Genomic DNA, 22,403 nt, shown 5'->3' on the forward strand with positions numbered 1-22,403 from the left:
TGATTACGCTTCGTTTTTTTCTTTATTTCTGATCTTGGTGAAATACCACACGTTTGGACTGACGTTGATTTCTTCCAGCACGTGGTAGGCTCTTTCCTCTCCCACTTCTTTCAATGCAGAAGTAGTCTCTTCAATCTTCAGAAGTTTGGATACTTTACTGTTTGGATCATTCATATCGCCAAATACCAGCGCATCGGTAGGACAAGCTACAGCACAAGCTACGTTGATCTCACCATCTTGTACAGCCCTTTTCTCACGCTTGGCAGTAAGTTTTCCTGCCTGAATTCGCTGGACACACATGGAGCATTTTTCCATAACTCCACGTACACGTACAGTTACGTCAGGATTCAGAACCATTTTGCCTAAGTCATCGTTTTGAGCGATGTTCACTCCAGCAAAATCTTTATTGTCGTGATATTTGAACCAGTTGAATCGACGCACTTTATACGGACAGTTGTTGGCACAATAACGAGTTCCGATACATCTGTTGTAAGTCATTTGGTTCAAGCCTTCTGAAGAGTGCGTAGTAGCTGCCACAGGACATACAGTCTCGCAAGGGGCATTGTTACACTGCTGACACATCATCGGCTGGAAGGTGACCTCAGGATTCTCCGCTGCCACTTCCATTCCTGAAAGATCATCAGCAGGAGCATCAGAAGAATAGTATCGATCGATCCGGATCCAAGCCATTTCTCTTCTGTTGAGTACTTCCTGCTTACCTACTACTGCCACGTTGTTTTCAACCTGACAAGCAACAGTACAGGCACCGCAACCGATACAAGAGTTCATATCGATCGCCAAACCCCAGTGATGTTGGCTGTATTGGTGACCTTTCCAAAGAGAAAGTTTGGACGGCTTCACAAATTCTCCGTCTTTGTATATCTCAGGCTTGTATCTTCCTGCAGAAGCATCTGTTTTATAGGCAGAAAGCACAGATTCTTGAATGACGTTTTCACGTCCCATGAAAGTCTGGTGCGTCTGCGTACGGGCGATCTTATAGGAATCACCAGTCACCGCTACCTCTACTCCGGTAGTGATGTCAAAGTTTACAAATCCTTTGGAAGCATCAAGAAGATCATAGGCATTCACACCTACTCCGTCAGCGACTCTACCTGCTTTGGTTCTGCCGTAGCCGATCGCCAATCCAAAGGTTCCATTCGCCTGCCCTGGCTGAATCAAAATCGGAACGATCAAAGATTTACCGTTGACAGTAATTGAAGCTTTCTTGGTGTTCTCCTCAAACATGGTCACACCATTTTCCGCAGCCCATTTTTGGGAAACAGTCAGGTAGTTATCCCAAGTGGCTTTAGTGATCGGATCAGGCATTTCCTGAAGCCAAGGGTTGTTGGCAAAAGCGCCGTTTCCAATACCAACTTTAGAATAGATTACCAATTCAGCTCCCGCATTGTCAGCCTTGTACGTTTGAGCAACGGCAGAAGCAGCAGCTGAGGCGTCACCAACTTGAGTTAGAGCAGTAGCAGATTTATTGGAAGCTAGGACACCATTGTATAGTGACTGATCCCAAAACTCTTGGAATTCGCCTCCTGATTCCACTTGAGTGAAAATTGAGGATTCCCAATTTTGTCTCAAGAAGTCATAGTAAGTAGTAGCTGAACCAGCCCATACCAAGAATGAATCCTGGGCCTGACGGGTTTTAAAAAGTGGAGAAATAGTAGGCTGGGCCAAAGAGTAATGACCGAATTTAGGCTCGAAGTCATTCCAAGATTCCAAGAAATGATGATCCGGAGCTACAACCTGTACCAAAGATGAAGTCTCATCCAATGTACCATTAGTGGCAATACTTACTTTTGCTTTGGCAATTCCCTCTGCGATTTCAGCTCCACGAGCATGGTCGTATACCGGATTACAGTTGTAGAAAACAACTCCTCCCACACGACCTGCTTTTAGCTCAGTGACAAACTGATTCATTCGCTCGTCATTTCCTTTTCTGAAGAAAACCGGCGTAGTGAAGTCTACCGTTGAGCCATTATTGCCGAGCAATTCATTGATTGCATGAATTACGATTTGAACGTTCGGATCATTTGATCCAGATACGACTAAAGAAGCACCTTTTGAGGCTAAAAGATCCGCAGCCGCTTTGTCAAGGTTGGCAATTTCTACTTTTGGAGCAGTTACCGTAGCCGCACCGGATTTGCTCGCAATCGCATTGTATAGTGCCAATACTGCCAATCCGCTTTGAGAAGCTTTGATCGGAGTTCTGTAATCGGCGTTAGCACCAGTCATGGACAGGTTGGATTCAAACTGATAATGTCTTGACATTTCAGGTTTCTCCTTGCTGATTTTCCGTGTTTTAGCGTAAGCACCCGCAAATTCTATTGGAGAAATCCAAGTACCTAGGAAATCTGCTCCGAAGGAAACGATGGTTTTTGCTTTATCAAAATGATAGGAAGGAATCACGCTTGAACCATAAAATGATTCAGATGCTTTAGCTATACCATAGTTGGAGATAGGATCATACATGATGACTTCTGCTCCGCCATAAGCTGCTGCAAATTCCTGTAATGTTTTTTCAGTAGATGGAGAAAGGATTGTATTTGCGACAATTTTCACCGTCCCAGCAGATGCCAGCTTTCCTTTTACTTCCGTATCAACGGCTGCCCATTCCGCAGCAGCACCACCGATCATTGGGCCAGTCAATCGCTGCTTATCGTATAGAGAAAGCACAGAAGCTTCTACGATGGCATTAACTTTACCTTTATTGACCGGAGAAAGCTCATTGCCATCTATTTTGATAGGACGACCTTCTCTTGTTTTTACAACTACGGCAGCGTAGTCACCGCCTGAGGCGAATGTCGACGCATAATAATTCGGGATGGATGGATTGACATCGATCGGCTTATTGACATAAGGGATAGCCTTTCTGATCGGAGCCTCGCAAGCCGCCAAAGAAGCTGCTGCCAAGCTGAAACCCATTACTTTGAGAAAGTCTCTTCGGGATGCACTGCCATCTTCGCTTAGCGTTTTGGGTAGTTCCGCAAACTCCCCGTCGGCATGCTTTACAAACTCCGGATCGTTGCTGAGTTGCTCGAGCCCTTTCCAGTAGGTTTTTTTATTTTCCTTCATTTTTATTTCTAGGAATGAATTAGCAAATAGGATAAGGAATTAATAGTGACACTTAGCACACTCCAGACCACCAATGTCTTTGACTTTCAAAGCATCCTTAGAATCTGAATGAAGCTGTACCAACTTGTCGTAATAAGCATTGCCTTGCGTAGCGACTTCAGTCTGTCTGTGGCAATCGATACACCAACCCATAGTCAATGAGCTATGCTGACCCACCACTTCCATTTCCTGAATAGGGCCATGACAAGTCTGACATTCAATACCTCCTACAGCTACGTGCTGGGAGTGGTTGAAATAGGCCAAGTCGGGAAGGTTGTGTACTCTCACCCATTCAATTGGCTGATTATTATCTACGGCCGCATAGATTTTTGCAATCTCGGGAGAGATTCCTTCTTTACCTCCCACATTTTGAATATGGGTATGGCAATTCATACAGATATTGGCCGAAGGAATGTTAGCTGATTTGCCGATTTCTACACCGGTATGGCAATATTGACAGGCAATTTCATATTGGCCTGCATGAAGTGCATGGGAGAAAGCAATCGGCTGCGAAGGCGCGTATCCCTGCTGAACACCTACCGAGTACAATCCATCAATCGCTGTTTTAGCCACCAATGCAATTACTAGCGCTGTGATGATAATGATGAATGCATCACTTTTAAAAACTTTGCCAAGCTCAAACTTCTGAGAAACGAATTCTTTGTCATCCTCTGGAAGATCCTGCTTGTTGATATACTTGGTCAGTACTGAAATAATCAATCCAAGGACTACCAAGATTAAAAGTAAAACCAAAACTAGAACGCCCAGTATGATGGTTAGGTATTCGCTTGGAATCCCTCCTCCACCTGAAGCTCCTGCTTCTCCTCCGACAGTGGAAGTTGAAGCATTAGGATCTACCTTGTCTCCATATTCGATATAGGCAAGAAGGTTATTCAGGTCATCATCAGTCAAAAACTGATGAGCTGGCATCTGAAGATTTGAATATTCCTTGTAAAGGTTCGCGTAATACGCATTCCCAGATTCGATTACAGCTGTAGAGTTTTTAATGAAACTTTTTACAAGTTCAATGGATTCACGATCAGTGGCACCTCGCAATGCGGGCCCAGTGTATTTCTGATCCAGTTTATGGCATTGCTTACAGTTGGCATTAAAAACAGTTTTACCTGCCGCGATTGCCTCATCGCTACTTGGAACAGCTGGATCGGCAGCATAAGCTGAAACTCCAATCAGCATGAAAAGCAGCACTGCCAGTGTCTGGAAACTCCATCGAATCCCTACTAACGAGCGTTTGGATAACATATTTTAGCTAATTAAATAGTTTAAGGTTCTCTTTAACCCCTGCAAAGGTACTACCCGATGCTAATTATTCAAACAAGAATTCGGTAAGGGCAAAATAGCTTTCAAGTCTGAAAATATTCCCTTATTAAATTGATTTTCAGTTGATTAAATTCTCTTTAATGACAAAGATTTTATTTAGAATCGATATAAATAATGTAATTTTTGAATCGAAATCATACACCCTTGATTTTCAGCTTTCATGACTTTGAAAAAGGGAAATTCCATTGAATTGGCTTAAAACAAATTCAATCATGAACCTTAAAATCTAAAATGACTGTTTGTATGAGCGAATAAAAATTCTACATTTGCAATCCGAAAACTAATGGTCGAGTGGCCGAGTGGCTAGGCAGAGGTCTGCAAAACCTTGTACAGCGGTTCGAATCCGCTCTCGACCTCAATTAAAAAAAGCATTCACTCAGGTGAATGCTTTTTGCTTTTTATCAAAAATTGTAGCCTAAACTGAGCTGTATTCCAAGTTCTTGGAGCACATACTTTGCTCCCTCACTTTTTTCAAAAGGCACCACCCCATGTCGCTTATAATTGGGTAGTAGGGAAAAATCAAAAGACCCCAAATTCATCCTAGCACCCATCCCGACAAAATAACCCAAGCCACTAAGCTCATCAAAGTTATTGCCTTCGCTAAGCTGAAAATCAACTAGAGGTCCAGCACTGACGAAAAACACCTTCCCAAGATCATATTCAGCAAAAATTGGCACAGAGATCATCCTAAAATCCGAATTGTGCGCGATCAAAATCTGGGAACAATTAGGGCAGCTGGATCCAGGGATAAAATCGACCTTGGAGCTCAGATAGGAGATTCCGGAATTAATAGAAAACCTATCGCCAATTTTTCTGGAAAAGATGATCCCAAACTCGAAAAATTCCCGCATATCTACCGATCCGAGTCCAATGTAATCCTTTGTAGTAGCAACTCTGGAACCAGAGAATCCACCAAATCCTCTAACCGAGTACTTGGATTGTCCTACTGCAGTAATTGCAAAAAAAGAAAAGGTCAAAACCAAAATATATTTTTTCATAGCCTAAATAATTCATTTTTTAGCTGGTATCTCGCTCTGGTAAGCTTCAATTAGAGAATTAAAAATTTCTTCAAAATAGTAACGGGAAAAATCAACATATCGCTACGAGCAAAAAAAAACGCCGACTCTTCAGCCGGCGTTTTGTATTTAACTCAGGGGATCAAGAATTACTTCTTACCCTCCATTTTCTCTTTCAATTCAGCAAGAGCCCCGATATCACCAAAAGTTGATTTCTCAGCTTGAGCAGGGATTTCTACTGAATCTTCTTTCTTCTTTCCAGCTGGAGCAGCAGCTTTCTTAGGAGCTTTTGCTTCTTCTCTGAAGGTAGCAGTATGAGAAAGTACAATTCGCTTGTCATCCTTGGAGAACTCAGTCACTTTGAAGTCAAGAGATTCTCCAACTTCTACCTGTGAACCGTCTTCTTTCTCCAGATTTTTAACTGTAGCGAAGCCTTCTAGTCCATAAGGAAGCTCAAGGACTGCACCTTTGTCATTCTTGGAGTTTACAGTACACTTATGAACTGAACCTACTGGGAAAACAGTTTCGAAGGTATCCCAAGGGTTTTCTTCCAACTGCTTGTGACCCAAAGCAAGTCTTCTGTTTTCTACATCCAATTCAAGAACTGCTACATCAAGCTCATCGCCGACTTTCACAAACTCAGATGGATGCTTGATTTTCTTAGTCCAGGAAAGGTCAGATACGTGTACCAAACCGTCTATACCCTCTTCCAATTCAAGGAAAAGACCGAAGTTGGTTAGGTTTCTTACCACTCCTTTGTGCTTGGTTCCTACTGCATACTTAGCAGACATATCACCTTTAGTCCAAGGATCTTCAGTAAGTTGCTTGATGCCCAAAGACATTTTTCTGTCGTCTTTGTCCAAAGTCAATACTACTGCTTCGATTTCGTCTCCTACTTTCACGAAGTCAGCTGGGTTTCTCAAGTGCTGAGACCAGCTCATTTCAGAAACGTGGATCAGACCTTCTACACCTGGAGCAAGCTCAAGGAATGCACCGTAGTCCGCTACGTTGACAATCTTACCTTGTACTCTTGAACCGATCTCAAGGCTAGACGCCAAAGAATCCCAAGGATGAGAAGTCAATTGCTTCATACCCAAAGAAATTCTTCTCTTGTCGTCATCAAAGTCAAGCACAACGATCTGAACTTTCTGATCAAGCTGCAATACTTCTTCTGGATGGTTGATACGACCCCAAGAAATATCCGTAATGTGAAGGAGACCATCCACTCCACCCAAATCGATGAATACACCGAAGTTGGTCATGTTTTTGATCACACCTTCCAATACCTGACCTTTTTCCAGGTTGTTGAGGATTTCCGCTTTTTGCTTCTCCAAATCCTTCTCGATGAGGATCTTATGAGAAACTACTACGTTATCATTTGCGTGGTTGATTTTCACCACTTTCACTTCCATCTTCTTACCTACATAGATATCGAAATCTCTGATAGGCTTCACGTCGATCTGAGAACCTGGTAAGAAAGCCTCCACACCGTAGATATCCACGATCAGACCACCCTTGGTTCTTCTCTTCACAAGACCTTCGATCACGCTGTCGTTTTCCAATGCGCCTTCGATGTCCTGCCAAGCACGAACGATTTTTGCTTTTTTACGGGAAAGGATCAATTGACCCAGAGCATTCTCCTGCTCCTCAATGAATACTTCAACCTCGTCACCTGGCTTGATGCCAGCTACGTCACGGAATTCAGAAAGCGGAACTAGTCCGTCAGATTTGAACCCGATGTTGATGATCACATCTTTGTCATTTACTCCTACTACCACACCTTTGATGACCTCTTTCTCAGTGATCTCGCTCAAAGTGCCGGCATACATGGCTTCCATCTGAGCTCTTTGCTCTTTGGAGTAACCTTCTCCGAACCCTTTGGTGTCGAAGTCTTCCCAGTTAAATTCTTTTGTACTAGACATAGTAAAATTTGACTCTGATTAGCCTCAGTCTTAGAGCCGTGGGACTGAAGTTTTGTGGTTAGAAATCAGTGCCTTGAACCCACAAAGCACGCCGCTCACCCGAACGGACTGCAAAAGTACTGATTTTCTTTTATTTCCAGTCAACTTGGCAAAAAATTCAACTTGGAAATCTAGTCGAATCGATAGGGATACAATATGTAAAAATGAAATTCGAGAATTAATTTCTACTTTAATTTGACAAAAATAAAAGCCCCAGATCGCTCTGGGGCTTTGCAAGCAAAGAGTTAAAGGATAATTTTCGAACCCAAATTTAACGAATTTCCCGGATGATCAAGTTCTTCCAATGGATTTATACCACCTATTCAGCAATTCTCTTTGTACTCTTGATGCTGATTTTTGGACTTTTTGTACTGATTCCACTGGTAATCAGCCAAAAAGGCGATAAAATTTCTTTCTTTTTTATCCGACTTTGGGCGGGAACCTGGGCCCTTCTTTCCGGAATACGATTTGAAGTATATGGACTGGAGCATATTGCGAACTCCAAATCGTACATCTATATCTTCAATCACCGTTCCTTTATCGATGCACCAATGATCCCCTTGTCCATTCCTCAGGAAGTGCGTGCCATAGGGAAGAAAGAACTCTCCAGAATCCCGGTTTTTGGAACAGTGATAGGCAAACTTGCGGTATGGGTAGATCGAAGCGATTCGGAATCCCGCAGAGTCAGTCTGGAAAAACTTGTCCAATTCCTGAATCAGGGTAGTTCGATCGTCGTAGCTCCGGAAGGCACCCGAAACGACAACTCAGAAACGCTCTTGCCTTTTCAAAAAGGGGCTTTCCGACTTTCCATTGAAACAGGCATTCCCATTCTTCCTATGGCTATCATCGGTGCAGATCAAATTATGAAGCGGGGGTCGCTTTTGCTTTCTCCCGGAAAAGTAAGCGTGTACTTTTCAGCGGCGATCAACCCACCCATAACTTCAGATGACGCTGTCAATGAGTTTACTGAAAAGTGCAGAAATCGATTAGAAGCTATGATTTTGGCGCATGAGTAACCTCTGACTCCGCCAATGCATCCGCTGTCAATTCCTCAAAAACCACATAAATGGCAAAATAGCTCACCGGTAGAGTCACTAAAATCCCGACAAAAAAGAATAGAAAACCAAGAATATTCAGAACAACTAAAACGATGACAAATCCAAAAAACTTCCACCAGTTCATCGTGATCAACCTTCGGCTGAGTTCTAGCGAAACCCAAAAGTTCATTCCTGAAAACAGGACAAAGGGAATCCCAAACATGAACGCAATTGCCAGATAGACCCCAGGAAGAATCAATGCCAAAATTCCAAAAAAGGTCAAGATGCCTGAAACAAGCGAGGTAACGATCAAAATCCCCCAAAAAGAAAACCCTTCAAAAAAATCTGAAAAGGATACATCTACTCCCCGACTGATCCGATTGGCAATCAGGAAGAATCCTGCCGTAAGCGGCGGGGAGAGAAAAATACTGACCATCAAGGCGTAATCGCCCAAATAATACGTCGACACGCCCTGAATAGTAAAAACCAACAGTGAATATGCGAGCGTATTCAACCATTGGTCTTTAAACATTTCCCAAGCTCTGTAAATACTTTCCTGAATACTGAATTCAGGAAACTGCCGAAACAGCTTTTCGATCTGAGTTGGGGTCATCTGCAGTTTTTACTTGGTGAAAGCCTCCAAGATATCGTGTTTGGTGATGATGTGAATATTGTCTGCTGTATCTCTTACGAGCACGGCCTTTTCCTTTTCAACCATAGATGAAAGCACATCCAGTGTAGAATCTAAGGCTACAAACTTCATCGAGTCCTCCATGACATCGGCCACTTTTCCGTCTTTCAAGCCAGGGTTATCGATGATTTTTGACAATAATTTATTGTCAGTCAAGCTTCCTACGACTTCGCCATTTTCCATGACAGGGATTTGGGAAACACTCTTTCCGTTCATGATCGCAATCGCTTCTTTGACAGAATCAGATTTTTTCACACCTAACAGCTGATAACTACCACTTCGCTGAGCAATAATGTCACGGGCTGTGGAGTACGTTTTGTCCTCCAAGAAACCATGATTTCTCATCCACTCGTCGTTATAAACTTTGCCTAAATAACGAGTGCCATGATCTGGTAGGATGATCACCATGCGGTCACCTTCTTTCAGGTGCTCTTTTGCATATTCCAAAGCGCCATGCACGGCTGATCCGCAGGACCAACCTACAAAAAGTCCTTCTTCTCGAGCCAAACGTCGCGTCATCACCGCCGCATCTTTGTCCGTCACTTTGATAAAGTGATCAATCAGGCTGAAATCGACGTTTTTTGGAAGAATATCTTCGCCAATTCCTTCGGTCAGGTAGGGATAAACTTCCTTTTCGTCAAAAATTCCCGTCTCCTTGTACTTCTTGAAAACCGAGCCATAAGTGTCAATACCTACGGTCACTACGTTTGGATTTTGCTCTTTCAGGTACTTGGCAGTACCGCACATAGAACCCCCAGTACCCACTCCCGCTGCGTAATGCGTGATTTTGCCATCAGTATCTTTCCAAATCTCTGGACCTGTGGTTTCATAATGGGCCGCTGTATTGGATAGGTTATCGTATTGGTTGGGATAAAAAGAATTCGGGATATCAGCATTCAGCTTTCTAGCTACTGAATAATATGATCTTGGATCTTCGGGAGAAACGTTTGTCGGGCAAACCACTACCTCGGCACCCACTGCTCGGAGGATATCGATTTTTTCCTTGGACTGCTTGTCAGCCATGGTGAAAATACACTTGTATCCTTTGGCCACAGCTGCCAATGCCAGCCCCATGCCGGTATTACCGCTGGTTCCTTCGATGATTGTTCCTCCTGGCTTTAAAAGTCCCGCCTTCTCAGCATCTTCTACCATTTTGATCGCCATCCTGTCCTTCATGGAATTACCCGGATTGAAGTATTCGACTTTTACCAAAACCTCTCCTTTGATGTCTTTGGCAAGTTTATTCAGGCGTACCATCGGTGTGTTGCCGATTGTCTCAATGATGGAATTGTAGATCATAGTGCAGTTATATTTGGACGAGTCAAAATTACAGGAATTTTTCTGCTCTCAGGCAAATGCCATTTTTTTAACCAAATAATATTTTGCAGAAAATCATGATCCATCGGCACCAATTGCTTCCTTTCTTTTCAGGTTTCTTGGTTGAGCGTTCTTAACCAAACCTTTGAAAGTGAATATCGACCACCGGATTAGACCTCCTTAAATTCCAATCGCTTCAATACATCCAAGGAGACGTGCAAGAGAATAGCAGCTACCAAAGTCATTCCTATCACGCAAGTGAGGAGGGTCCAGACAAACTGCTTGGTAATAATGAATATCAAAACACTCATAATCACAGTTGGAATGATTCCAAAAAGGAAGATTCCTCCGATCATGAAAGGCTTGATAAGCTTTCGATCCCAGCCCTCGTCCAGTGCTACCTGAGGAATAAGATTGATCGAAAATCCAATCAAGTAAAACACCACGATCCCTACTAAAAACAAAGGAATCAACAGCCAGCTGACATGCGCCAAAAATACTGAAGGCACAATCAAAACCGCGGCAAAAATCAAGGTTTGAAGAATATCCAACTTGATCATATTCCAGAATTTAGCAGACCAACTCGCTGGAACTAGGATAAAAAACGGCTTTTTAAGGTCTCCAATATTCGCTCTTCCTATTCCCGCCATAAAGTAAAAAGCCAGCATAAGAATTAGATAGAAATACAACACCTTATGAGAAAACCAATCGAAATTCGACAGTCCTGCCATCACAATCCCGATTCCTGCCATGCTGAGGGAGTAAATTCCAAACAAAGGATGAAAGTCTTGCCTGCTGCTGTGGACATAATTCCGCCAATAAAAAGCTTTTGCGCCAGCACCAAAATCAGGCAATGCCAACTGTTTTTTGGCATTTAGACTGTAGGACCCCTCGTCCACTTCTTGCTTCCCTCGTGCTTTGTCCAGCTTATCTTCATTCGTCTTGGTAGCCTCGAGCACATCTTCATAGTAATATCCGGCGTATTGGATCACCAATTTCACCACTACGAAGTAGGTCAGCCCATACAATCCGATGAAAGCAAGTGACAGGAGAGCATTTCCGTGAGCTGCATAGCTCATGATCCCCCTGCTCCAGCCCACAAAAGGGAAAAGATCAAACCAAGGGGAAGCGACCCAAGCAAACATTCCCTGCCAGAATTTATCCGCTATAAAACCCGGAATCAAAATCATCAGTGTCAAACCGACTCCCAAGCCGATAATTCCACCACGGATGTATTCCATCACGCCATATTTAGTGTGAAGCGTGTAAATCAAAAAGCGGATCGGAAATATCAAAAAGAAAAACAGAGCAAATCCGATAATCAAAAACAGCGCTATGCCAATAGTCATCTCAAACTGGCTGGCCATCTGACTCCCTCCATATACCATGAAAAGTATGGACCCCCCCAAAGAAGGCAGAATTGATCTTGCCATGTAATAGAGCAAGAGATTTTCAGGCTTAACCGGCGCAATGAACAGCAGATTAACATCCGCCATCTTGAAAAAGCTGACATTGTTTTTGGTCGCACGGTAAAGTTGAAATACCAAGAATCCTAAAGCCAAAAGTGTAATCCCACCGATGATGTTTTGAACTGCAAAATCAGGCTCTGGAATCCCCTCGAGATTCAAATTCTGAACATCCCCCAGTCCATCTTCCTGACGTCTTTTTGCTCCTTGCCAATAGATAAAGGTGAAATAGCCCACCAAAGCTCCATAAGGTAGAAGGCGAAGCGGATTCTTGAGAATAAGCTTGATGTTATTGATCAGGATGAAGATATCTTTCCTGAACAGAAGTCTTATTTCATGCATCTTTGGTCATTTCTAAAAACAAATCCTCCAAGGAAGAAATCTCACTCTGCTCGGCCTGAAGCTTGAGGTTGGAAATAGTATCATTCCCGATGATTTTCCCGTCTTTCAGGATCATAATCCGATCTGCGATAGTCTCCACACTGTCGATCAGGTGGGTACTGACCAGGATGGTTTTTCCGGCCTCTTTTAGGTTTTTGAATACCTGTTTGGTGTTTTTAATTGCCTTTGGATCCAAGCCAATCATCGGTTCGTCAAAAAACAACAGCTGAGGATCCGGCAGCAACGCACAGCAGATGGAAACCTTTTGACGCATTCCTTTGGACAAGTCACGTCCCAGTTTATTGGCTTTGTCATCCAATTCAAACAGTTCCAAAAGTTCAGCTCCACGACTTTGCCAGTCTTTCACTCCATAAGCTTGAGCGACAAACTGAAGATGCTCTTTGACCGTGAGCAAATCATATACATAAGGAGTTTCAGGAATGTAACTGAAAAATCGCTTCGCCTCCACACTGAGATGGTCATGGCCTCCGATCAGGATCTCACCGGAAGTTTTGCGAAGCAAGCCAACGATACACTTCATCGTGGTGCTTTTACCTGCACCATTTGGCCCGAGCAATCCCACTACCTCGCCTCCATCCAAGTGGAAGGAGACATCGTCTACTGCATTTTGCTTTCCGTATTGTTTGATCAGATTGGTAACTGTGAGCATTTTCAGAATCGTTTCGTGATTTTCGGCAAATTAGCCAGGATGTCCTAGTTTACTTTAGAGAAGTGCAGAATTTAATCCATCAGCGCTGTCTGCCGAAAATAACCATACGAAAAACCAGTAGTTTAAAAAACTTGGAATCTTTTTTGGTAGGAGGCTTAAAAACACAACGTATATGAAAAAACTTTTCACAGTGATCGTCATTCTACTCATGACTCAAACCACTTTTGCCCAACGGGCAGGCGGATTCAGATTCCAGATGGACCTAGGGGCAGCAGTCCCAAAGGACGGAGGAATTGGCGCATTGGTCAATTTAGAACCCCAGATTTTGGTCAAGGAAAACCTTGCCGTTGGGTTGAGACTTGGGGTAGTAGGATTGGCCAAGGATGTGACCTATTACAATATTCCGGATGATTATAATGGTGAAGTTGCAGCCAATGCTTCCATTACCGGCACGGTAAATTACTATTTCAACAAAGGGAATAGCAGTGTTGCTCCCTACATCGGAGCAGGATTTGGGTATTATGCTTTGAGTAATATTGACATCGAAGACACCACTATCGATGAGGATCAAATCGGAAATTTGGAAGCCACGTTCGCTTGGGCTCCTATGGTTCGCGCTGGGGTAGAGCTTGGGAAGTTCCGGATTGGCGCCGAATACAATTTTGTACCTACCAGCAATCTTCAAAATGTCAGTGGCCAGGTAATCGGCGAAGCGACTAATCAATATTTTGGCTTTACCCTCGGCTTTTTCGTGGGTGGAGGAAGATGGAGAAACTAACCGAGCCTCAAATTTTTGGGCATTTGAAATAAAAAAGGCGATGAAAGTCCATTTCATCGCCTTTTTCTTTCGTCCGCAATTTACTTAGCCTTTGATTCCTGCCAGGAGGTACAAGACTGCCATTCGGACTGCTACTCCATTTTCTACCTGATGAAGAATGATAGAATGCTCTGAATCGGCTGCATCGGAGCTGAGTTCCACGCCGCGATTGATCGGGCCGGGGTGCATGATGACGATCTCCTTATCCAAGGCTTGCAGCATCTTTTTATTGATCCCGTAGTAGAGCGAATATTCCCTCAGGCTCGGGAAATACTTGATCTGCTGCCGCTCCAGCTGGATTCTCAAGACATTGGCCACATCGCACCATTCCAGGGCTTTTTTCACATCCAATTCCACTTTGACTCCCAGACTGGAAATGTATTTGGGCAAGAGTGTGATCGGTCCGCAGACCATCACTTCGGCACCGAGTTTTTGTAGGCAAAAGATATTCGACAAGGCGACTCTGGAATGAAGGATATCTCCAATGATGGCGATCTTCTTGCCCGTGAGATCTCCGAGTTTCTCTTGCATAGAAAAGGCATCCAAAAGCGCCTGTGTAGGGTGTTCATGGGTACCGTCACCTGCATTGACAATATTGGCGGTGATATTTCTGGAAAGAAAATGTGGTGCTCCTGGACTGGCATGCCGCATGACTACCATATCCACTTTCATCGCCAGAATATTATTGACTGTATCGACGAGAGTTTCGCCTTTTTTAACCGAGCTATTGGAAGAGGAAAAGTTAACCACATCGGCGCTCAGGCGCTTTTCAGCCAATTCAAACGAGAGTCGGGTGCGGGTGGAATTCTCGAAGAAAATATTGGCAATCGTGATGTCGCGAAGTGAAGGGACTTTTTTGATCGGTCGGTTGATCACTTCTTTGAAATTGGCTGCAGTATCGAGAATCAGGCGTATATCTGTCTCGGTAATGTCTTTGATTCCTAGCAGGTGTCTGGTGCTGAGTTGCGACATGATTAACTTTTAACTTTCTCTGTGATCCAAATAGCATCTGCCGGATGGCCTTGCTCCTTCCACTCCACTACCACATACTGCGTCTCTAGGGTATTTACTTTCACTCCGAAATAGTCCGGCATGATGGGGTAATCTCGGGTCAGCTTGCGATCCACGAGCACCATCAACTCGACTTTCTGAGGCCGGCCAAAGGCGATCATCGCATCCATTGCTGCCCGCACAGACCTCCCCTGATAAAGCACATCATCGATGAGGATTACTTTTTTACCTTCTACCAGAAAGTCGATTTTGGTTTCGTTGGCTTTGAGCGGAAAATCTCTTCTTCGGAAATCATCCCGGTGAAAGGTCGCATCCAGATATCCTGAAGGCACTTTTATCCCAGATATTTCTTCCAGTAAGCTGACGATTTTGTCTAAAAGTAAAGTGCCTCTAGGCTGAAGACCTAGGATCACGGTATTCTCAAAATCGTCGTGATTTTCTATGAGTTGGTAGCAAAATCGCTTCAGAATGATGGCAATCTGCTGCTGATCGAGTACAAGCCGCTTCTGCATGGGTTGGATTTGGGCGTAAATATAGAAAATAAAACTAGTCCTGAACTTCCTCCGGCTGGTACAAATCTCCGTCTACCACAATTTTGCTCATGAAAAATACATCTCTGACTTCTTCCCTATTTTCAGCATTCAAAAAACGGATGGACTGCTGACCGGAGAGAATATAGTACCGATCATACCAGTGAGCAAGTCGCAGTGTGCTCAGATCGGTATTTTTCAACCGATCTCCTTCGTCGCGGAGCTCCAAGTCGAAACTCAGATGCTCAAATATTTTCTCTCCATTTCTGAAAAAACTAGCCTTGATCTGGTCATTTTCCACATAGAGGTGATAGACGTCCTCTCCCACCACTGCCATTTCTCCAAAAGCCTCTGGAAAATCCGTCGTGAAATCATCATAGGTAGCCGCATTATCCCAAAGTACCTGACCTTCTTTAGATATTTTGATAAAATGTGCCGCCTCATATTGGAATTCATTCGTAAGGGTGAAGGCCTGGCTGATATCATTTGGCAGCACCATTATGTCACTGAAAGTTGGAGCATAGCCCATTCGACTAGCGCGGTCGTAGCGGTATTGATTGGTCGGAGACCATCCACCTGCGCGACTCCCTCTGGAATTGACAATATTCACCTCATCAAAATAGAGGAAGTAGGCATCTTGGGTCTCCCAGACATCCCGTATGGAAAAGGTATTCCGGATCGAAGGGATTTTAGACTTCTCCAGATCTTTTAAAACCGACTGATCTTGCCTTACTTTTTGCTTTTCGGGCAGGTAATTGTAGAAATTGGGAAAATCCTCCAGGGTATAGACTTTGAACGCATATTCTCCAAATTCATTAATCTCCATGATGTAGACCCCTTGGTAGGAATTTCGTCCATCCAGTCCATAGGAGCCTACCATCACTTGCTGGTAATTCTGATCCGCCAACAACAACCCTTCCAGAATCTCCTGTCCCTGCTCCCCAAATTGATCCACTTTCACCTCTCTGATCAGATTTCCTTCCATGTCAAATGTAAAAATGGAGGTTTCCCGGTTTTTATATTGACCCCGTCGACTGACTACCACTTCAAGTGATTCCAATTCTGGCATTTTGCGGATTTGCAGTACCTGAGTATTGTTGTTGTAGATTCCCTGTACCGTGTGGATGCTCTTGTCGTCAAGGTCATAAATCTGCAAAACAGGCCTACTTTCTGAATTACCCATAAAAACTGCCTTACGATTTTGAACCAAAAACTCCACCAACTCAATACTGAGCAGGTTATCTACCGAAAATTCAAAGCCTTGGTTGGTCTCCAGATTGACCTGCAAAATGTATTTATCGGCATTGGAATTTGAGCCTTTGGCCATCAGGACAAAGAGATTATCCCCTTCAATATCGTATCCAATCATATCAAATCCCTGACGGAGATTTAGTTCAATCAACCCCTCAGATTTGAGATCAAGGTTAGTTTTGAAAAACTGAAAAACTTTTTCGCTGGAAAAATTACGCGCCTGATACGTCCGAAAAGTCACCAATCCATTAGGAATTCGCATCATCTCAAACACCGGATCATAGGGCTGTCCCTTTATTTCAAACCTTGATAAAAACTTCACCTGTGCCTGAACGGCAACCATGGAGCATACAAAAAACAATAGTGTAAGAATCAACTTCATTTGCTCAAATTCAGGATCAGATTAAATTCTTCTTTGGTCACAGACATCACAGAAAGTCGAGACTGACGAAGCATTAACATTTCGGATAAGCCATCTTCTGATTTGATGACCTCTAGTGTCACGGGATTTTTCAATGCATGTTTTGCTTTAAGTCCTACCGCCACCCAAGCTTCATCCTTTGGGTCGGGGAATGCAGGAGCAGATACTTCGGCCAGACCGACTACAGCTTTATCCTTACCACTATGATAAAATAATACCGGATCTCCGAGCTGCATTTCCTTTAAGAAATTTCGTGCCTGATAATTTCTCACTCCATCCCATACATCTTCTCCTTTTTTAGAAAAATCCTCCCAAGAGTATGCGTTTGGTTCAGTTTTTACCATCCAGTAGTTCATGGTGGGTTAAGGGTTAAGGGTTATAGGTTAATGGTAAATAATTTGAAGTGATTACTCATTGCCCATTGATCATTTCCATCTGACCAATCTGACAGAATCCTGTCTGCCATAATCTTCCGACATAAGTTACCGCTTGCGACTTTAAATTGAAACAATAATTAAAGACATTTGTCTGAGTACTGACACGAAAATCTGACTGTTTTGGATCATAAAACTATTTTAAAGAAACTCAAGCTGAGCATTCAGCTGATGGAGCTTCACGATGAAAATCCATTTAAGATACGGAGCTATCAAAGTGCCCTGACCTCGCTGGAGCGTGGGGATCAGGACATTATGCACTTAAGTGACGCCGAACTCACACAGATCAACGGTGTCGGTAAAAGTATCATCGAAGCCATTCAAAGCCTTAAATCCACAGAAACTTTCCCGGCTTTGGATTTACTTATAGGAAAAACCCCTACGGGAATTCTTGAGATTCTTCAGATCAAAGGGCTCGGACCAAAGAAAGTCAAAATACTCTGGGAGGAGCTGGGCATCACTTCTACGCATGAACTGATGGAAGCCTGCCAAAGCGGAAAGGTGGCGAAGATCAAAGGTTTTGGTGAAAAAACTCAGGAAACCATCATTCAAAATCTGGAATTCAAAGCCTCCAATGCTGGAAAATGGCTCTATGCAGATATCGAAGAAACTATTGCTTCGCTGGAAATGGAAATCAAACAACTACTTCCAGATTGCGAGCTCGCTGTAGTAGGAGATTTTGCAAGAAAAATGGAAATCATCTCCCAAGCTGAGTTTCTCATCTCATCGGATGATTTAATTCCGGTGAAAGCAAGGCTAAAAACCCTCGAATCGGTCAGCTGGGATCTGACCAATTCGGGACCAAAAACCTTGCGTGGGAAAGTTCGGGACTTGGACTTGTCTCTGACCTTCCATTTCTGCTCAAAAGGTGATTTTGCCTGGAAAAAACTAAGCCATTCCGCTTCCAAAGCGCATCTTTTGAGTTTGGTAGATGAAAATGAATCAGTCGCTGAAAAACTCAACAAGAAGGATTTCAGCTCTGAAGAAGAGTTTTTCACCAAAAACCAACTCCAGTTTATCCCTGCAGAGCTGCGGGAGGGATTTGGAGAAGTGGAGCTGGCCAAAGAAAATAAAATCCCTGAATTGCTTCAGGATTCCGACCTGAAAGGAATTCTCCACAACCACTCCACCTACAGCGACGGGAAACATAGCCTGAGGCAGATGGCAGAATACTGCAAATCACTCGGGTACGAATACCTAGGAATATCCGATCACAGCCGCACAGCCAGCTATGCAGGAGGATTGGATATTGAGCAAGTGATGAAGCAGCAGGCGGAGATTGATGCTTTAAATAAAGAATTGGCGCCATTCAAAATCTTCAAAGGAATCGAGAGTGACATCTTAGGTGACGGAAGTCTAGACTATCCGACTGAGGTTTTGGCTAGCTTTGATTTTATTGTAGCATCAGTCCACTCGATCTTGAATATGGATGTGAGACGCGCGACAGACCGATTGGTCCGGGCCATTTCCAATCCATACACTACGATTCTAGGCCATCCGACCGGAAGACTTTTGCTCAGAAGAGAAGGCTACCCGATCGATCACCGGGCAGTAATTGATGCCTGTGCCGCTCATAATGTAGTCATCGAAATCAACGCCAATCCCTGGAGGCTGGATCTGGACTGGAGATGGATTCGCTATGCCATGGATCAGGGAGTGAAACTCTCCATCAATCCTGATGCGCACGAAATGGATGGCTATGCCGACATGAAATACGGTGTGCTAATTGGGAGAAAAGGTGGACTGACCAAAGAAATGACGCTCAATACACTCAACAGAGAAGAAATTGCTGCTTACTTTGCGGGCCGGAAGGAAAGAATTCCTGTGATGTAAAAAGAAAAAGTGCCAAGTATTTGGTTGAAATGGTTGTCGGTTTGTCAAAGTTGCTGGAAAAGTGAAATTTGGGCAATTGTCTTCAATCTTGTGTCTTAAATCTCATCTCTTAACTCTTGCTTCATACCCTCTTTGTTTCTCGGCTCTTTCCTCTAATTCTTGATACTAAAATCTAAATACTTGATACTCTAAAATGAAATGGTCTGACCTTCCCGAACCCGTCCTATTGCAGCGCTCCTTTTTATTCGGGATAGTTGGTATTGTGTTGGGAGCACTTTCGATTTTGAATACGACTTGGCGATTCGTCGAAGCACCGATGGGGCCGCTCAACGGAGTCAGTTTGCTGCTTCAGTTCGCAGGCTTGGGAATGGCGATTTTGGTTTTGCGCAAGCGAAAACTCGCCAAAGAATACAAGGAAAAATCCCAAATGATGATCCTGATCTTGTCCGTAGCATTGGTCTTTTTTATTCTTTCCCTCTGAAAAAAAGATTCTTCAAAACATCTTAAGCCTGAAAACAACTGATTTTCAGGCTTTTTATTTTACGGATAAATAATTTTAACTTTTTTTCAGATCTCAACGCAACCAATTTTTCAAAGCCCGCATCTACCTATTTGAAAGCCAACCGGAATGTTCAACAGAACCAACTTTTCTACTGATGAAGGACTAATCAAGGGATGCCTCAAGGGTGATCGGTCAGCCCAGCGTCACTTGTATGATACCTATTCGGGAAAATTCTTGGCCATCTGCATGCGGTACCTTAAGGATCGTGAACATGCCGAGGACGTGATGATTGAGAGTTTCATGAAAATCTTCGAAAAGCTCCCGCAGTTTCAGGCCAAGGGAAGTTTTGAGGGATGGATGAAGCGAATCGTCGTCACGCAGGCCCTCATGACGTTGAGAAGCAATCGTCACTTGATGATGGAAGTAAACCTGGAGCCGGAATTTGACTACAGCAATCACCACTACGAACTGACTCAGCTAGAGGCAGCCGAGCTGATGGAACTGGTGCAAAGCCTGCCTGTAGGTTACCGCACTGTATTCAATCTGTACGCAATCGAGGGATTTGCTCACCAGGAAATCGCCGATCTACTCGGTATTACAGAGAGCACTTCCAAGTCTCAACTCAACCGGGCCCGAACAGCCCTCAAAGAAAAAATTGCCAGTCTGCAACCCAAAACCAAGACGAATCATGGCTAAGACAAACGAACAATTCGATCAGCATTTCAAAGAGAAGCTGAACGGACACCGCGAAAAACCAAGTGCACTTGCCTGGGAAAGGCTCGAAAGCCAACTCCCAAAACAATCCAAACCTAATTTCGGGATTTGGTGGGCGATCGCTGCCTCGGTGACTGCACTGCTTGTGGCCGGATACTCGTTTTGGCCATCTGAAAATGGACTGACTGAGGAAAATCTAGTAGCGGAAAAGACCGAGCTATCCGTAGAAACACCCCAGGAAGCTGGTAATCAGCCTCTTGAACCGAAAGAAGAAATCGAGCAACCCATTGAAAACCAAGATCCTGTAAAGACCGAAATCCAAACTGAAGTAAAATCTCCGGCCAATTCCGATAAAAAATCAAATCCTAAGCCTGCTTTAAACTCAACACCACAAACTCTGATCGCAGAAGCAACTCCGCAAACTCAGCCTGAAAAGATCGAATCAGCAATCATCGTAGAGGTACCAGCGCTCAAGACCAATGAGTTGGAAGTGGCTATGCCGGAATTGAAAGTTCCTGAAGTCGAAAAATTGGTTGCCGAAGCTCCCGCCAAAGCTACCGAAGAACCACTCTACCGTGTGAGTATCTATTCTGACGGAGTCAAAAAAGGAGAACCTCAAGAGAAGAATCTCATCACCGAACTTGGCAAGACCGTAGGCCAAGTGGAGGGATTGATCGGCAAAGTAGATGAAGGATTGATTACCCTTCAGGACAAAAAAGATAACCTTTTCGCCTCGCTGACTACCAAAAAGAGCCAAGGAGACGAAAAACCTTAAACTAAACCAACACCCACCTTTTAATTTATTGATATTATGAAAAAATACCTGCTTTTATTTTGCCTGATGGCAGTGGTTCAGGTCGCTTTTGCATCCAACCTGAAAGACCATCCGATCTTGACCGAAACGAAAGTCATGAAGGATAGCGTAGTCGTTGAATTTGGAAAATCCGGCAAGGTGGTCATCATCGTCGAGTCCAAGGAAGATTTTGAAAAACTCAAGCTCATGAACATCAACCAGATCATCAGCGAGCTGGATCTGGAGGAAAACAAAGAAACCGGTGACCTGACCATTGTAGAAATCCGCAAGCGTGACGGCTCAGTCAAAGAGGTCGTCAAAGTGTACGAAGACGGTGGAAATACCGAAGTCAATGTAGCCGGAATGCGCGTCTATGTCGATGAATCCGGTGACAATACCCGGGTGAAAGTAGAAACCGGGACCAAGAAAAAATCTGACCCTCCCTTTAGAACCTATTTCAATATAGATCTGGGTGTAAACAATTACCTGGAAGATGGTTCATTTCCGACTTCGGACAAACCCTATTCCGTCAAAGGTTGGGGAAGCTGGATGGTAGGACTCAACTGGATGGCAGCCCAGCGAATCTCCAAAGGCTTTTATTGGGATTTTGGAATCGGATTTCAATTCTACAACTTCAAGTTTGAAAACAGAGATTTTCAGGCCGTACGCGGAGAGGATGCCATTGACTTTCTCCAGCGAACAGACGTAGACGGATTCAAAAGCAAAATCTCTTCCTCCTACCTGACTGCCACTACCATGCTGGAGCTTGATTTTGGTAAAATGAATGACAATGGCCGACGAGGCATGCGAATCGCTGCCGGACCTTATGTAGGCTATCGACTGGGAGGTCAGTCCAAGTATGTCTATGAGGAAATCGGCGGATCTGGCCGAAGAAAAGATAAAGAAGCAACTGGCCTTTATCTTGAAAATCTCCGATACGGTATCCGAGGAGAGCTTGGCATTGGCAGAGTGAAATTCTTCACCACTTACGATCTCAATGAGCTTTTCCAAGAAGGAAAAGGACCCGCACTGAACCCGATCACTTTCGGTATAGTATTCTGATAATCAAGGGGGAGTCCGCCTCCCCCTCTTTTTCC

The 22,403-nt window shown here is 43.8% G+C and carries 19 protein-coding genes and 1 tRNA gene; 8 read left to right on the plus strand and 12 right to left on the minus strand.

Going from position 1 to position 22,403, the window contains the following annotated elements; genetic code table 11:
- Nucleotides 1-3: 3 nt before the first annotated feature.
- Both DK188_RS17035 and DK188_RS17040 read right to left on the minus strand, forming a co-directional pair.
- Entirely contained in the window at nucleotides 4-3,084 is a 3,081-nt protein-coding gene (locus tag DK188_RS17035) for a TAT-variant-translocated molybdopterin oxidoreductase (RefSeq protein WP_111672046.1), read from the minus strand.
- Nucleotides 3,085-3,123: 39 nt separating this feature from the next.
- Nucleotides 3,124-4,383, minus strand: coding sequence for a c-type cytochrome (locus tag DK188_RS17040; RefSeq protein ID WP_111672047.1), 1,260 nt, complete (start codon nucleotides 4,381-4,383; stop codon nucleotides 3,124-3,126).
- A 363-nt stretch (nucleotides 4,384-4,746) separates the two neighbouring features.
- On the opposite strand from DK188_RS17040, the gene DK188_RS17045 reads away from it, so the two are divergent.
- Nucleotides 4,747-4,817: transfer RNA gene (locus DK188_RS17045), tRNA-Cys, on the plus strand.
- 45 nt (nucleotides 4,818-4,862) lie between these two features.
- Here DK188_RS17045 and DK188_RS17050 read toward each other — a convergent pair.
- Together DK188_RS17050 and rpsA are read right to left on the minus strand one after the other, a co-directional pair.
- Nucleotides 4,863-5,459: an outer membrane beta-barrel protein gene (locus DK188_RS17050; protein WP_111672048.1), complete on the minus strand. Its 597-nt coding sequence runs from the start codon at nucleotides 5,457-5,459 to the stop codon at nucleotides 4,863-4,865.
- A gap of 167 nt (nucleotides 5,460-5,626) precedes the next feature.
- Entirely contained in the window at nucleotides 5,627-7,399 is a 1,773-nt protein-coding gene (gene rpsA / locus DK188_RS17055; RefSeq protein WP_111672049.1) for a 30S ribosomal protein S1, read from the minus strand.
- A 326-nt stretch (nucleotides 7,400-7,725) separates the two neighbouring features.
- Between rpsA and DK188_RS17060 the strand changes: the two genes are divergently transcribed.
- Nucleotides 7,726-8,454: a lysophospholipid acyltransferase family protein gene (locus DK188_RS17060; RefSeq protein ID WP_317046879.1), complete on the plus strand. Its 729-nt coding sequence runs from the start codon at nucleotides 7,726-7,728 to the stop codon at nucleotides 8,452-8,454.
- On the opposite strand, the gene DK188_RS17065 is transcribed toward DK188_RS17060, so the two are convergent.
- The 4 genes from DK188_RS17065 to DK188_RS17080 form a co-directional block, all read right to left on the minus strand.
- On the minus strand, nucleotides 8,432-9,088 hold the full coding sequence (locus DK188_RS17065; protein WP_111672050.1) for a DUF2189 domain-containing protein: 657 nt from the start codon (nucleotides 9,086-9,088) through the stop codon (nucleotides 8,432-8,434). The genes DK188_RS17060 and DK188_RS17065 overlap by 23 nt on opposite strands.
- Before the next feature lie 9 nt (nucleotides 9,089-9,097).
- On the minus strand, nucleotides 9,098-10,465 hold the full coding sequence (locus DK188_RS17070; protein WP_111672051.1) for a cystathionine beta-synthase: 1,368 nt from the start codon (nucleotides 10,463-10,465) through the stop codon (nucleotides 9,098-9,100).
- A 188-nt stretch (nucleotides 10,466-10,653) separates the two neighbouring features.
- Nucleotides 10,654-12,291, minus strand: a complete 1,638-nt coding sequence (locus tag DK188_RS17075) for a putative ABC exporter domain-containing protein (RefSeq protein ID WP_111672052.1) — start codon at nucleotides 12,289-12,291, stop codon at nucleotides 10,654-10,656.
- The gene (locus DK188_RS17080; protein WP_111672053.1) at nucleotides 12,284-13,000 is read right to left on the minus strand and encodes an ABC transporter ATP-binding protein; all 717 of its coding nucleotides are present in this window, start codon (nucleotides 12,998-13,000) and stop codon (nucleotides 12,284-12,286) included. Before DK188_RS17080 ends, DK188_RS17075 begins: the two co-directional genes overlap by 8 nt.
- Before the next feature lie 172 nt (nucleotides 13,001-13,172).
- Here DK188_RS17080 and DK188_RS17085 point away from each other — a divergent pair, with 172 nt between their 5' ends.
- Complete coding sequence (locus DK188_RS17085; protein WP_111672054.1) at nucleotides 13,173-13,778, plus strand: OmpW family outer membrane protein; 606 nt, start codon at nucleotides 13,173-13,175, stop codon at nucleotides 13,776-13,778.
- Between the two features lie 84 nt (nucleotides 13,779-13,862).
- Here the strand turns inward: DK188_RS17085 and DK188_RS17090 are convergent, their stop codons facing one another.
- Genes DK188_RS17090 through DK188_RS17105 form a run of 4 tightly spaced genes read right to left on the minus strand, consistent with a single transcriptional unit; the run spans nucleotide 13,863 to nucleotide 17,386 of the window.
- Nucleotides 13,863-14,789 carry an aspartate carbamoyltransferase catalytic subunit gene (locus DK188_RS17090; RefSeq protein WP_111672055.1) on the minus strand — a complete coding sequence of 309 codons (927 nt, stop codon included), beginning with the start codon at nucleotides 14,787-14,789 and terminating at the stop codon, nucleotides 13,863-13,865.
- A gap of 2 nt (nucleotides 14,790-14,791) precedes the next feature.
- On the minus strand, nucleotides 14,792-15,340 hold the full coding sequence (gene pyrR, locus DK188_RS17095; RefSeq protein ID WP_111672056.1) for a bifunctional pyr operon transcriptional regulator/uracil phosphoribosyltransferase PyrR: 549 nt from the start codon (nucleotides 15,338-15,340) through the stop codon (nucleotides 14,792-14,794).
- A 34-nt stretch (nucleotides 15,341-15,374) separates the two neighbouring features.
- Nucleotides 15,375-16,991: a transcriptional regulator gene (locus tag DK188_RS17100; protein WP_111672057.1), complete on the minus strand. Its 1,617-nt coding sequence runs from the start codon at nucleotides 16,989-16,991 to the stop codon at nucleotides 15,375-15,377.
- Nucleotides 16,988-17,386, minus strand: a complete 399-nt coding sequence (locus DK188_RS17105; protein WP_111672058.1) for an EVE domain-containing protein — start codon at nucleotides 17,384-17,386, stop codon at nucleotides 16,988-16,990. Before DK188_RS17105 ends, DK188_RS17100 begins: the two co-directional genes overlap by 4 nt.
- A 201-nt stretch (nucleotides 17,387-17,587) precedes the next feature.
- On the opposite strand from DK188_RS17105, the gene polX reads away from it, so the two are divergent.
- The 5 genes from polX (at nucleotide 17,588) to DK188_RS17130 (ending at nucleotide 22,368) form a co-directional block, all read left to right on the plus strand.
- Nucleotides 17,588-19,297, plus strand: a complete 1,710-nt coding sequence (gene polX / locus DK188_RS17110; RefSeq protein WP_111672059.1) for a DNA polymerase/3'-5' exonuclease PolX — start codon at nucleotides 17,588-17,590, stop codon at nucleotides 19,295-19,297.
- Between the two features lie 193 nt (nucleotides 19,298-19,490).
- Nucleotides 19,491-19,778: a hypothetical protein gene (locus DK188_RS17115; RefSeq protein ID WP_111672060.1), complete on the plus strand. Its 288-nt coding sequence runs from the start codon at nucleotides 19,491-19,493 to the stop codon at nucleotides 19,776-19,778.
- A gap of 147 nt (nucleotides 19,779-19,925) precedes the next feature.
- A complete protein-coding gene (locus DK188_RS17120) occupies nucleotides 19,926-20,495 on the plus strand; it encodes an RNA polymerase sigma factor (protein ID WP_111672061.1) in 570 nt (189 codons plus the stop codon).
- Nucleotides 20,488-21,288 carry a hypothetical protein gene (locus DK188_RS17125; protein ID WP_111672062.1) on the plus strand — a complete coding sequence of 267 codons (801 nt, stop codon included), beginning with the start codon at nucleotides 20,488-20,490 and terminating at the stop codon, nucleotides 21,286-21,288. The genes DK188_RS17120 and DK188_RS17125 overlap by 8 nt, the downstream gene beginning before the upstream one ends.
- Before the next feature lie 36 nt (nucleotides 21,289-21,324).
- Nucleotides 21,325-22,368 (plus strand): porin family protein, encoded by a 1,044-nt coding sequence (locus DK188_RS17130; RefSeq protein WP_111672063.1) that lies wholly within the window; start codon nucleotides 21,325-21,327, stop codon nucleotides 22,366-22,368.
- Nucleotides 22,369-22,403 lie beyond the last annotated feature (35 nt).

It is taken from the genome of Algoriphagus litoralis, assembly GCF_003259255.1.
GTDB classification, from domain to species: domain Bacteria; phylum Bacteroidota; class Bacteroidia; order Cytophagales; family Cyclobacteriaceae; genus Algoriphagus; species Algoriphagus litoralis.